Genomic DNA, 12,211 nt, shown 5'->3' with positions numbered 1-12,211 from the left:
AGAGACAAAGTCCGGAAAACTCTGGTTTTAAAGAGGGAATCATGAGCCATCAACAAGAGTCGATCGGAATTTCCGCTTATGCGGGAAGACAGGACCATATCCCCAGTCTGAAACTTCCCGAGATAGAATCTTTCGCCAATGTTTACGAAGGTAAGGATTACACAATCGATTTTACCATTCCAGAATTCACCGCGGTTTGTCCTAAAACCGGATTGCCGGATTTCGGAGTGATCGAGATCAGCTATATACCAAAGGCAAAATGTATAGAGCTGAAATCCTTGAAAGAGTATATTCTCGCCTATAGGAACCTGGGAATTTTCCATGAGAATGTGGTAAATCGGATCTTAGAAGATCTGGTCCAATCCGTGGATCCTAAATATATCAAGGTTAAAGGAGACTATAACCTGAGAGGTGGGATCAAGACAATCGTCACGAGAGAGTACATAAGCAAATGATGGATCCGATCTCTTTACTTGGATTTATTGCTTGTACTCTGACTACTCTGGCATTTCTTCCGCAGTTAATCAAAGTGATCTTGGAAAAAAGGACTAGGGATATTTCCAGGAATATGTATCTGGTCCTTTCTGTGGGAGTGTTTTTCTGGCTTTGTTACGGTGTCTTAAAAAATGATTTTCCGATCATTCTGGCAAACTCATTCACCTTACTTTTCACCACTACCATACTCTGGTACAAACTTCGTTCCAAAGAAGAAGAATAAAAAAAGCCGCTTTCTTTCGAAAACGGCCCTTTGTGTTTTAGAATGGAAATCCAAATTATTTAGGAGCTGCCTGGTCTTTTAAAGACTTACGCTGGTTCTCCAATTCCTTTTTGGCATCGTCCATAGAAGATTTTACTTTTTCTTTCTCTTCTTTGCCTGCTTTTTGGATGGCTTCTTTTTCTTCTTTGCCGGCGCTCTTAGCTTCTTCTAGAAGTTTTCGATTTTCTTCTTTTGCGCCTTCGATGAGTTCTCTATTTCTTTGTTTTTGCTCTTCCAATCCTTGGAGGATACGAGCCTTATTTTCCTGGAAATCTTTCAGGATCTCTTGGATACGCGCTCTTTGTTCTTCCGTAATGGACTGAATGGTAGCGGAATCATCCTTTAACTCTTGGGCTTCATCCTCTGTTAAAGGTTGTTCTTTGAATGTATCTCCGTTAGAGCTAACATTTTCTCCTGCATCCGCCACTGCTTGGTTTTCCGGATTATCCGCGTCCGCAACTTCTACAGAACCGTCGGAGACTCTGGTACTTGAACCTTTGCCGGATTCTTCTACGATGAACTCGGTTCCTCGAACGGAAGCAACAACCGTAGGGGTGGAAACTGTGAACTTGGAAGTTTTACTAAGCTTTCCCGCAACCTTGGTGAAAATTTTCCCCTTAGTCAGTCCCATATCCGCGAAGGTTTCTCCGTTTGCGGAATCGATAAAAATTTTCTTTAGAGTAAGACTTGTGTTTTCTTTGATCCTAACTAGGACACCTTCCGTCAATTGAAGGTCCGCATAAGAATCCTTTCCTGTCTCTATCTTGTCTTCCGGCAAAAGGAAAGTATCTATGGATACGGGTTTTTCTTTCCCGGCATTATCGTAAATTTTTACTGTTCCCTTGGTGAATGTGATTACTCCACCTTGGAGATCTTCTTTGGCTTTCTTACAATCTACAAATACAATGCTGAGGGCCAGAAAGAAGGTTATGGCAATCCGTTTCATTTAGTTCTGATTCTCCCTTGGATTAGGTTTGGGAAGAATATCGACGAAAGAAATTTCCGTCCACATTTTTACACCGATCGATTGAATTATTCGGGAAGGAACTTGTCTAATTTATAGAATACCTTAAATCCTGCTGAGACTGGTAATCAATGGGGGAATCCGGATTGAAAAGGTATTGCGCCATAGCCCCAGTCTAGAAATTGTAGCCCTAGACCGCCAAATAGCCGAACTAAAAGTTCCAAAGGAGTGACAGAATGACCAAAATAGCCTATGTAGATAAGGACAACTGTACTTCTTGCAACCAGTGTGCAGACAATCTACCTAAGTACTTTCAGATGGACGATAATGATACTTCCGAAACTCATATCGGAGGAGAGAATGTAAACCAAGCTCCGATCCCGGAAGAGGATTGGAAAACTGTTCAGAAAGAGATGGATGAATGTCCCGGTGAATGTATTCACTGGAGAAAGTAATCGTTTTCCGATTTCTATATTCTATAAAAAGCAAAAGCGGGATCATTCCCGCTTTTTTTGTATTTTGTGAGAATCCTTAATCCTGATCAAAAAATCAGATTAACAAATATTCGATCAGTATTCTTGTTCCGACCTGGTAGAACCGAGTAATTCGTCCGGAATATCTTCTACCCTATCTCCGATTTGGATAGCGAGTCGATTTCCCACACGTCCGGGAAGACATTTGAACTTCTTACGTTCCCCTACTTTTACGAGCATATCGGATCTAGTTGTGGTGTTTTCCAATTTAACCACATCGCCCACAGTTAAGTTCATAAAATCTAGAATCGAAATATCTACCGAGCCAACTTCTGCGATCACAGGGATTTGGACCTGATCCAAACGTTCTTGGATGATCGCTCGGTTTTCGTCCAATTCACCTTTACGGATGGAGGAATACCAATACTGAGCGGAAAGTTTGTTAATGATAGGTTCGATCGTGATGTACGGGATACAAAGGTTGGTTAAACCTTCTACCTCTCCGATCTTGGTCTCTAAATTGATCAAAACCACCATGTCGTTCGGAGGTACAACCTGTGCGAACTGAGGGTTTGTTTCGATGTTACCCAAACGAGGTCGAAGATCGATTACCGTGGACCAAGCCTCTCTCATGTTCCCGAGAATACGAACGATAATCCCTTCCATTACGCTCATCTCAATTTCGGAAAGTTCTCGGGAGATCTTTGCAGTCTCTCCCTTACCGCCGAAAAGACGGTCGATGATCGTAAATGAAATGGAAGGATCTATTTCTAAAATTGCGGAACCTCTGAGCGGGTCCATATTGATCACAGCAAGTGTGGTTGGATTCGGAATAGAACGAATGAATTCTTCGTAAGTCAACTGATCCACAGCAGCCACGTGAACGTGAACTAAGGCTCGTAACTGAGCGGAAAGTCCGGTAGTTGCCAAACGAGCGAATGTCTCGTGCATCATCTGCAGAGTGCGGATTTGGTCTTTTGAAAATTTGTCGGGACGTTTGAAGTCGTAAATTTTGACCTTTTTTTGTTCCCCTACGGATGAATACTCATCTTCGGCCACTTCTCCGCTGGAGATCGCGTTTAATAATGCGTCTATCTCGTCTTGGGATAATATCTCGGTCATTTTCTTACCTTTGCTAATAGATTAGCTACTTTCCAAAACATTCCGGTTTCTTCCGGCATTCTTCTCAAAGTAAATTCGTATTCGTATCGAACAGGAACCTTATTCACTCTTCTTTCCACGGCAACTCTAACTTTGGAAAGATTGGAATTCACCTTTTCCGTTCCCAGGATCTTATAGTATTGTAACATACCCGATCTGTTTTCCGTTAGATAATTTCTAAATTCTTCCAGAACGAAATCTTTTTCGGCTTCTTCCGATTGTTGCCAATCCCTGGCAAATCTGTCATAAGCTTGAATGTACTCCGGAAAATGGATCCATTTAAAATGGAGTTTCCAGTTTTTCTTCTTCTCAGCGCCTAAGAATAGATGGATCACTTCTTCCGGTTCTAGTCCGTCCGTTGCTGGATCTTGGTAAGGAACTCCCGGAACAACCCAATCTTTTTTACGTTCTTCTACACTGAAATAGGGATGGCTTTCCGATCGTACAAAATGGTCCCCGTATTCGGTGATATTAGGATAGAAGTAAGCCGTTACGAAATATTTTTTTCCGGGCTCTAACTCGTATAAATGATCGATCCGGATCTCTTTGGAGAATGTTTCGTCCTTATGAAGAATGATCTCTTTCACCTCGTCTCCGACAAGATTTTCGACTTTGTTCCTTCTTCTTAAAACTGGATCTTGTTTTCTTTCTTCTTCCATTCTTGTGACGGTTCTTCCGTCTTCATCTCTGACAATCACTTGGAAGGAACGAAGATCTTTTCCATAAGGGAAAATTCGGAGGACCTCGTTTCCGGTATTTCGAACGGAAAGTACGGCAGAGATCGGTTCCTTTTCTCGGAATTGCATTTTAGGAAGTTTGATATCCACAATCCCTTGGGCTTGGATATAATTTTCGGAAACTTCTCCCCTTGCATTTCTGTTCGGATAGGATCCGAGGCCAAATGCACTCAGAAGAATCGGTATGATCAGAATTCGTTTCATTCTAAAATTTCAATCCCACTATTCTAGGCGTCGATATCTCGGGCCTAGAGAAGGAGCTTTCAGCTCTACATTTTAGATTTCGGCAAAAAAAGACAAAACCTACTAAAAAATACGAAGAAATTATGTAGTAAACGAGAGGCTTTAGCCTTCGGCATCTTCTATAATATAGTCCGCGATCCGGATCAGTCGCCCAAGCACAGGTTTGAGCTTACTATATTCCTGGTAGCATTCTTCATATCTTTCCAGAATTGGTCCGATTTGGGCCACGGATTTGGGGGATAAGTTCAAACTGGCAATATTGGATTCGGAGAGTTTTTCCGCTGATTCCAGACTATCGAAAAAGCGGGTCATCTCTTTTACGATGGATTCATCCGCTCTATCGTTCTTTTCAAAATTGGATTCGATTTTTAGGATATAGTCGGTAAGAGTTTGTTTGAGCCTAACCTCTTCCTCGTTTGCTTTTCGTTTTGCGGTTAAGTTGTTTACTTTGCTATAACGGGCCATTGCTTCTTCGTAAGAATGGCTGACAGATTGCCTGTTCTGCTGTATCAGACGAACTAGGGAAATTACGGAGCGGAAATCCCAAGCAGTGTCCTTTTTATTCCGGAGTTCGGGGAACATTTCTCCGCCTCGAGAATCATCCACCTGCAATCCGGAAAGTTTTTCTAATATTTTTCCCGTGGACCCGGCACCCTGTATCTCTCGGGCCACCGAAAGAAAAAGTGGATTTTGGTCCAGGGAAGTACTCATTATTTTGTCCTCTTATCGTAGATGGACACTTTACGGATGGTAGTTTTACCGTTTCCGGAAGCGATAATTTTATCTACCACTTCGGAGCCTTGAACGATCTGTCCAAAAACCGTATGCAATCCGTCCAAATGAGGAGTGTCTACTTGGTTGATAAAAAATTGAGAACCGTTCGTATTCGGTCCTGCATTTGCCATTGCCAATGCGCCTTTGATTGCCTTCTTACTTTTAACTACATTATTATAACGATACCCTAACCTGTAGAGTATCTCCATGACGGAAAGATTTTTGGCCTTCTCCAAATTGCTTTCTAGCTCTTCTCTTCTCTCGTCTGCTTCTCTTTGGCTACGAATTCCAAGCTCTCCACCGATATATCTGTACAAATATCCTGTATAATATTGGGATTGTCCGATTTTCATCTGGTCTAAGCCCAGACTCGCTGCATTGATCTCATCTGCAAATCTGTACCCCGGAGTTCCGGAACCATCACCATAAGGACATCCGCCTTGGATCATAAAACCTTCGATCACTCGATGGAAGGCCAATCCATCATAGAACGGTCTTTTTTGAGGTTGTCCATTTCGTAGTGTAAATTCCTTCTCTCCTTGGGCAAGATCGATGAAGTTTTGGACAGTTTTAGAAGCATCCTTATCGTAGAGTTCGAAAAGCATGCTTCCTTGTGTAGTTTCTATTAGAGCATAAATTGCAGGTTTTTCAGGAAGAGCTGTACGAGGTTTTTCTTCTTTTCTAACGACAACTTCGACCGGACTATACGCTTCCGGTACATATCTTTGCTCCGCATAAGGGTTTGCCTTACAGGCAAAAGAAAATAATAAAATCGTAAACCATGTTAGAGATCCGGTAATCCTTAACTTTGATCTCGATTTTATATTCCAATAATTCATTTCATATTCCTTTGGATTGATTTAATAGATTGTTTCGCGAGTTCCAATTGTTCCAACTGTCGAGTTTTGGAAGTTCCACCGTAACTCGATTTTTTGTCCGTGGAAAGTTCCAGACTCACCGCCTTGGAATATTCTTCTCCAACAAAATAAGGAGAAATTTCCTTTCTGATCTCTTCGGAGATTGTAAACAAATTCTCCTTTCTTTCCACACATTCGGAGACAAGTCTTCCTACAAGTTCATGCGCCGTTCTGAATGGGACTTTTTTTTCTCCTACCAGGAAGTCGGCCAAATCTGTCGCGGTGGCGAACCCTTCCTTCAAGGATCTTTCTCCCCTTTCGGGTCGGAATTGCATTTCGGAAACCATTGCCTCTAATCCTTCCAGACTCAAAAGAACTGTTTCCACAGCATCAAAAACGGCTAACTTGTCTTCTTGTAAATCACGATTGTAGGTAAGAGGCAATCCCTTTAAGAGCCCGATCAGATGATTTAAGTTACCCGCCACCCTTGCGGACTTTCCACGGATAAGCTCCGCAATATCCGGATTCTTTTTCTGGGGCATAATAGAAGATCCGGTAGTTAAAGAATCAGGCAGCTTTACAAGGCCGAATTCCTGAGAAGAATATAGAACGATATCCTCGCAAAAACGGGAAGCATGAGACATTGTTTGCACCGCAGCGAATAAGAACTGAAGCAGATGGTCCCGATTCGAAACACCATCCATACTGTTCGGAGAAACTGAATCCGCTTTTAATTCGGACGCTAAAAACTCTCTATCGTTTTGGTAATTCACCCCAGCCATTGCGCCGGAGCCAAGTACTAGAATGTTTGCAGTCTTACCCGCGAATTCAAAAAATTCTAAATCGCGGGTAAACATCCAAAAATATGCCAATAAAAAATGAGAGGCGCGGATCGGTTGAGCGACTTGAAGATGAGTATATCCCGGAATGATTGTGTCTATATTCTTGGAAGCTTGTTCGTAGAGTGCTTCTCTCAAAGAATCCAAACGAAGTAAAATTTCTTGGATCCGGTTTCTAACATAGAGTCTTGTGTCTTGAGCGACCTGATCGTTTCTGGATCTTGCAGTATGTAATTTTTTCCCAACTTCTCCTTTCAATTCCGTAAGTCTGGATTCCACATGCATGTGAATATCTTCCAGCTCCGAACTGAATTTGAAATTTCCGGATTCTATTTCTTCTTCTACCTGATTTAATCCGTCTAGTATATCTTTCAATTCTTGAGAGTTTAAGATACCCATTTTAGAAAGCATCTTGGCATGAGCCCTACTTCCTTCTAGATCTTCTTTGTACAATTTTTGGTCGAAGGAAATGGATTCTCCTATCCTTTCCATAATAGAAGAAGCTTTTTCCTTAAATCTTCCTCCCCAGAGTTTAGAGTTTTTGTCCTCAGGTGTTTTCATTAAAATGATTTTGATGCCTTATTGATTTTCCGCAAACGTTTGGAGCCAGTCTTTTAGGACCTCTATCTCTTCCTGATCCAGTTTCGAGTTAGAATGTAAGAAAATATAATCCTTAGGAGGCATACGGCCTTCTTCCACTTCTTCTAGAATTTCTTCCGCTAGATCCGCCTTTTTTTCCGGTTTTAGGGTCTCCCATTCGGAAAAATTCAATTCTTCCCGGCCTTCTTCTATATGATGAGAGATATATAAAGAAACCGGAAAAACCTTAGAATACCAAGGCCATTGCACCAAATCGGAATGGCAGTCATAGCAAGACTTTCGAAAAATCTTTTTGACGCGTTCTTCCGTTTTGATTTCATTAGCATTCTTTCCTAACGGAGGTTGAACGGGGATTAACTGAAGAGCAAGGAATAAGATCAATAGTCCGATTCCCAGACGAATCCAAAATTTTCTCATCACTCCCGCTAAGAATACGGACGGGAATGTTTTTGAAAATAGAATTTTTCCCCCTTCTTCTACCTAAAACCATGGACTTTTTACAAGACGGACATAACCTTTCTTATCTTTGGATTGCCTCCGGAGTGATTCTAATGGTGGCGGAACTTTTTGTTCCGGGAACCTTCGTATTCTTTTTAGGACTTTCTGCCTCGATCATAGGAAGTATTTCCTATTTTTATGAAATTGGATTTTGGACCCAAGCGATCCTTTGGGCTGCTCTTTCGGGAATTTTGATCTGGTTGGGAGGAAGTTTCCTAAGAAAATTCTTTCCTTCTTCGTCCGAAAAAGCCACTCTCATTCCTGAGGAAGGTCCCGGAAGAATTGTTCTAGTTTCCAAGGATATTCTTGTGGAAAGGAAAGGTGGAAGGGTCGTATTCCAAGGAACGGAATGGGATGCGATCAGTAAATCTAAACGGATCCAAGCAGGTAAAAGAGCGAGGATCTTAGAAAGAGAAAATCTGACCTTCGTTGTGGAGCCTATAGAGCTTCCGGAAATTTAATCATAATTGAATAGGAGTTAGAAATTTACAAATGGACCCATTTCTATATTTTACGCTGATCGTTATCGCAGCTATTTATCTCATTATGAAGACCTGTATCGTAGTTCCACAAACATATAGTTTCGTCGTGGAAAGACTGGGAGTGTTCCGAGGAGCTCTTGGTGCCGGTTTTCATTTTCTTATCCCGATCATGGACCAGATCAAATACAAGCAGCTCTTAAAAGAGATCGCGATCGATATTCCTCCCCAGACATGTATTACCAAGGACAACGTTTCCATTTTGGTGGATGGTATCCTGTATATCAGAGTCATGGATCCTTACAAGGCATCTTACGAGATCGAAAACTTCCGGAACGCGACCATTCAGTTGGCTCAAACCACTCTTCGGTCGGAGATAGGTAAACTGATATTGGATCATACATTCTCCGAAAGGGACGTTATCAATGCGAATGTGGTGCGTGCTTTAGACGAGGCAACCGATCCCTGGGGAATTAAAGTGACTCGGTACGAGATCAAAAACATTTCTCCTCCTAAAGAAATCCTTCATGAGATGGAAGAACAAGTAAAAGCAGAACGTGTAAAACGTGCAGAGATCACCATTTCAGAAGGTGAAAAACTTTCTCGTATCAACCGTTCCATGGGAGAAAGACAAGAAGCGATCAATCTTTCCGAAGGGGAAAAGATCAAAAAGGTAAACGAAGCCGAAGGTAAAGCAAAAGAGATCGAATTTATTGCAAAAGCCAAAGCAAAAGGGATCCAAATGATCGCAGAAGCCACCGGTAACGAAGGCGGACCGGAAGCAGTCAATCTTCAAATCACGGAAGACTATCTGTCAGGCCTTGGACTCATTTTAGAAAAAGCAAAAACCACGGTTCTTCCTACGGAAATGGCAAACATTGTCGGTTTTTTCGAAGGGATTTCCAAGGTAACCAATAAATTTCCAGGACTGGACGGAGAGAAGGAGTAATATTCAATATGTTTGTTTCATTATTTTTATGGATATTTTGGCTCGGGTTTTTACTCTACTTTGCCTATAAACTATATCGTTCCTTGAGAATTGTGTCGGCTCAGGAATGTATCATCGTAGAAAGGCTCGGAAAGTATAGCAGGACACTCCACGCCGGATTTCATATTCTCATCCCGTTTATAGATTATGATGCATACTATCATACCCTAAAAGAACAGGCTATCGACGTTCCTCCCCAAACCTGCATTACGAAAGACAATGTTAAAGTGGAAATGGACGGGATCCTTTATTTGAGAGTTCTTGATCCTCAGAAGGCGAGTTACGGGATAGAAGATTACAGATTCGCAGTCACTCAGCTTGTACAAACTACAATGAGAGCGATCATAGGAACCATGGACCTGGACACTACATTCGAAACAAGAGAAGTAATTAATAGCAAGATCCTAGAAGTGCTGGACCAAGCGGCAGAACCTTGGGGTGTCCGAGTGAATCGTTACGAAATAGTAAATATCGCTCCTCCTAAATCCATTATCGAAGCAATGGAAAGAGAGAAAAAAGCGCAGATCACAAAGAAGGCGCAGATTTCTCTTTCCGAAGGAGATAGAGATTCCAGGATCAACCGGTCCTTGGGTGTTAAAGAAGAAGCGATCAATAAATCCGAGGGAGAAAAGCAGAAAAGGATCAATGAGGCGGAAGGCCTAGCAGTGGAAATTGAATCTATTGCAACTGCAACCGCAAAAGGGATCCAACTACTTGCCTCTTCCATCAAAACAAAAGGTGGAAAAGAAGCGGTAAAACTCAGGATCGCTCAGAGATTTATCAAAGAGGTAGAAAAAATCGGGCAGGATGGAACGGAGCTTGTTCTTCCGTTAAACCTATCTAATTTTAAATCCGTAATGAAGTCAGTACTCGGAAGCGAGGACAAAAAGGCGTAAACGTTCTGATCGTATCCGGAAATCTCTTTCCGGATACGTAGATCCTGTTTAGATCATTCTTCTGGAAGGATCTACTATCTCGGTAATTCGAATTCCGTAATAATCGTCCAATAGAACCAGTTTTCCCTTCCCAACCAGTTTACCGTTTGCCAAAATATCCAAATCCTCTCCGACGGCATTGTCTAATTCCACAACAGCGCCCTCGTTCAAACCGAGAACATCTTTAATGTACATATTGGTCCTACCTAATTCCACAGTAAGAGCCACGTTAACATCTAGTAATAGATTTAAGTTTGCAGTATTGGAAGAAACGGAGCTAGAGCGAGGACTTGCCTTTGGCGGAGCAGGTGTGGAAGAAGGTCCCAAAGCGGCAGCAATATCCGCGAAGGAAGGGGTTCCTCCGGAAGCAGGAGAGGTAGAAGCACCAGCCCCACCACCGGCATCTCCTAAGAGGGAATCCAATTCTCCGCTTAGATTAAAATCAGCAGAGCCGCCGCCCCCACCTCCCGGACTGGACCCGGTTAGTAATGCGTCTATATCGTCTTGTGAAAGGGAGCCTTCACCCATTAGGACTTGCCTCCAAAGGTTCTTTCTAAATTCTTCGACAGAACCGAAAGATTATACAAGAGAAATTCTAGGGAAGAAAGAATGAAACCTGAAGATTTGACCCCTTTAGCCACCCGAAATTCCGGAAATATTCTGGATTTTACCCAGGCAAAAAACCTGCTCTATTCGGAACTAAAAGGTATAGGTGTCAAGGATGTCGAACTTCCCGCATTTGTTCCCGACAAAAAGGATCTTAGGATCGAATTTCCCATCCCAGGTGCGGATAAAAGCCAGCTTCTGGATTGTATCCAAATCGTTCGGAATCATGTAGAAAATCTGCGAATCCATACTTTTGAACCTGGATACGTTTGCCTACAAGCATTGAATGAAAATTTATTCGAAACTAAAAACATTTTAGATAACGCCAAATTCCGATTTTATTCAGGAAGGAACCAAAGCAAAATTGAGATCACGAAAAAGGGAGATTTCCATCGAGAGGAAATTTTTTCCGCGATCGATCTATTCAAATATCTCAGACTTTCCAAACAAGAATCCGTTCAGAATCCCAAAGAACTATTATTACGACTAGGAATAGACGTATTCGATCCGATCGAGGCAAAGAAGAAAGGAGATTGGATGACGTTCGAGACCATTGCCGGTTATGAGGATGTCAAAAGGCAAATTTTAGAATCCATTATACTTCCGCTCAAATCTCCTGAAACCCTTGAGGAACTTTCCAAACTGACTCGAAAATTCCCCGGCAGGACAAAACCAAGGGCGATCCTTTTAGAAGGAGAACCGGGAGTAGGAAAAACTAGCATGGCAAAGGTGATCTCCTGTATGACCGAGATCCCTCTCATCTACGTCCCTGTGGAATCGATTTTAAGTAAATATTATGGGGAAAGCGCGCAGAACATGGCTTATGTCTTCGACGTGGCCTCCCTATTCCCTTCTTGTCTTTTGTTTTTAGATGAAATAGATTCCTTGGCCGGGTCCAGGGACGATGGTCTATTCGAGGCAACCCGAAATATTCTGTCCGTATTATTACGAAAACTGGATGGTTTCGAAGGGGGACAAAAATCAATTACCCTGGGTGCCACAAACAGAAAACAGGACCTGGATAAGGCATTGGTTTCCAGATTTGACAGATCGGTATTCTTCCCTCTTCCGAATGAAAAAGAAAGGGCTGCGATATTAGGAAATTATGCTAAACATTTACAGGAAAGCGAACGTTTAACAATTTCACAACGACTGGACTCTTATTCAGGGCGGGATTTACGGGATTTCTGCGATTTTGTAGAAAGGAGATGGGCGGCCAATCTGATCGAAAAAGGATTGAAACCGACTCCTCCCCCCTATGAACTGTATTTGGAAACGAGTTCAAAATCCGGAAAATAAA

Annotated in this window: 15 protein-coding genes; 7 read left to right on the top strand and 8 right to left on the bottom strand. The window is 42.2% G+C overall.

The features are described 5' to 3' along the window. The first annotated feature begins 41 nt into the window (after positions 1 to 41). Both queF and AB3N61_RS07935 read left to right on the top strand, forming a co-directional pair. On the top strand, positions 42 to 455 hold the full coding sequence (gene queF / locus AB3N61_RS07940) for a preQ(1) synthase (RefSeq protein ID WP_367898973.1): 414 nt from the start codon (positions 42 to 44) through the stop codon (positions 453 to 455). Beyond that, on the top strand, positions 455 to 718 hold the full coding sequence (locus AB3N61_RS07935; protein ID WP_036088819.1) for a SemiSWEET transporter: 264 nt from the start codon (positions 455 to 457) through the stop codon (positions 716 to 718). Before queF ends, AB3N61_RS07935 begins: the two co-directional genes overlap by 1 nt. A 55-nt stretch (positions 719 to 773) precedes the next feature. On the opposite strand, the gene lsa33 is transcribed toward AB3N61_RS07935, so the two are convergent. After that, a complete protein-coding gene (gene lsa33, locus AB3N61_RS07930; RefSeq protein WP_020768203.1) occupies positions 774 to 1,703 on the bottom strand; it encodes a surface adhesin Lsa33 in 930 nt (309 codons plus the stop codon). 254 nt (positions 1,704 to 1,957) lie between these two features. Here lsa33 and AB3N61_RS07925 point away from each other — a divergent pair, with 254 nt between their 5' ends. Continuing rightward, positions 1,958 to 2,176, top strand: a complete 219-nt coding sequence (locus tag AB3N61_RS07925; RefSeq protein WP_008589921.1) for a ferredoxin — start codon at positions 1,958 to 1,960, stop codon at positions 2,174 to 2,176. Positions 2,177 to 2,290: 114 nt separating this feature from the next. Here the strand turns inward: AB3N61_RS07925 and fliM are convergent, their stop codons facing one another. The 6 genes from fliM to AB3N61_RS07895 form a co-directional block, all read right to left on the bottom strand. Further along, on the bottom strand, positions 2,291 to 3,316 hold the full coding sequence (fliM, locus tag AB3N61_RS07920; RefSeq protein WP_020768525.1) for a flagellar motor switch protein FliM: 1,026 nt from the start codon (positions 3,314 to 3,316) through the stop codon (positions 2,291 to 2,293). Beyond that, positions 3,313 to 4,296, bottom strand: coding sequence for a hypothetical protein (locus tag AB3N61_RS07915; RefSeq protein WP_020768041.1), 984 nt, complete (start codon positions 4,294 to 4,296; stop codon positions 3,313 to 3,315). Before AB3N61_RS07915 ends, fliM begins: the two co-directional genes overlap by 4 nt. A 141-nt stretch (positions 4,297 to 4,437) precedes the next feature. Next, a complete protein-coding gene (locus AB3N61_RS07910) occupies positions 4,438 to 5,046 on the bottom strand; it encodes a hypothetical protein (protein ID WP_020768109.1) in 609 nt (202 codons plus the stop codon). After that, positions 5,046 to 5,948, bottom strand: coding sequence for a peptidylprolyl isomerase (locus tag AB3N61_RS07905; protein WP_367898972.1), 903 nt, complete (start codon positions 5,946 to 5,948; stop codon positions 5,046 to 5,048). The genes AB3N61_RS07910 and AB3N61_RS07905 overlap by 1 nt, the downstream gene beginning before the upstream one ends. Next, complete coding sequence (gene argH / locus AB3N61_RS07900) at positions 5,945 to 7,366, bottom strand: argininosuccinate lyase (RefSeq protein ID WP_367898971.1); 1,422 nt, start codon at positions 7,364 to 7,366, stop codon at positions 5,945 to 5,947. The genes AB3N61_RS07905 and argH overlap by 4 nt, the downstream gene beginning before the upstream one ends. Before the next feature lie 18 nt (positions 7,367 to 7,384). Next, positions 7,385 to 7,822 carry a heme-binding domain-containing protein gene (locus AB3N61_RS07895; RefSeq protein WP_020768331.1) on the bottom strand — a complete coding sequence of 146 codons (438 nt, stop codon included), beginning with the start codon at positions 7,820 to 7,822 and terminating at the stop codon, positions 7,385 to 7,387. A 71-nt stretch (positions 7,823 to 7,893) separates the two neighbouring features. On the opposite strand from AB3N61_RS07895, the gene AB3N61_RS07890 reads away from it, so the two are divergent. The 3 genes from AB3N61_RS07890 to AB3N61_RS07880 are packed head-to-tail and all read left to right on the top strand — an operon-like array spanning position 7,894 to position 10,266. Then, entirely contained in the window at positions 7,894 to 8,364 is a 471-nt protein-coding gene (locus AB3N61_RS07890) for an NfeD family protein (RefSeq protein ID WP_036088813.1), read from the top strand. A 31-nt stretch (positions 8,365 to 8,395) separates the two neighbouring features. Then, positions 8,396 to 9,331 (top strand): SPFH domain-containing protein, encoded by a 936-nt coding sequence (locus AB3N61_RS07885; protein ID WP_367898970.1) that lies wholly within the window; start codon positions 8,396 to 8,398, stop codon positions 9,329 to 9,331. 8 nt (positions 9,332 to 9,339) lie between these two features. Next, on the top strand, positions 9,340 to 10,266 hold the full coding sequence (locus tag AB3N61_RS07880) for an SPFH domain-containing protein (RefSeq protein WP_020768510.1): 927 nt from the start codon (positions 9,340 to 9,342) through the stop codon (positions 10,264 to 10,266). Between the two features lie 48 nt (positions 10,267 to 10,314). Here the strand turns inward: AB3N61_RS07880 and fliN are convergent, their stop codons facing one another. Then, complete coding sequence (gene fliN, locus AB3N61_RS07875; protein ID WP_020768371.1) at positions 10,315 to 10,833, bottom strand: flagellar motor switch protein FliN; 519 nt, start codon at positions 10,831 to 10,833, stop codon at positions 10,315 to 10,317. 81 nt (positions 10,834 to 10,914) lie between these two features. On the opposite strand from fliN, the gene AB3N61_RS07870 reads away from it, so the two are divergent. Next, positions 10,915 to 12,210: an AAA family ATPase gene (locus AB3N61_RS07870; RefSeq protein WP_367898969.1), complete on the top strand. Its 1,296-nt coding sequence runs from the start codon at positions 10,915 to 10,917 to the stop codon at positions 12,208 to 12,210. Position 12,211: the final 1 nt, after the last annotated feature.

Origin of the sequence: Leptospira sp. WS58.C1 (assembly GCF_040833995.1) — a bacterium.
In the GTDB taxonomy this organism is placed as follows: domain Bacteria; phylum Spirochaetota; class Leptospiria; order Leptospirales; family Leptospiraceae; genus Leptospira_B; species Leptospira_B cinconiae.
The sequence above is the reverse complement of the archived record's forward strand: the minus strand, read 5'-3'. Positions and strand labels throughout refer to the sequence as shown.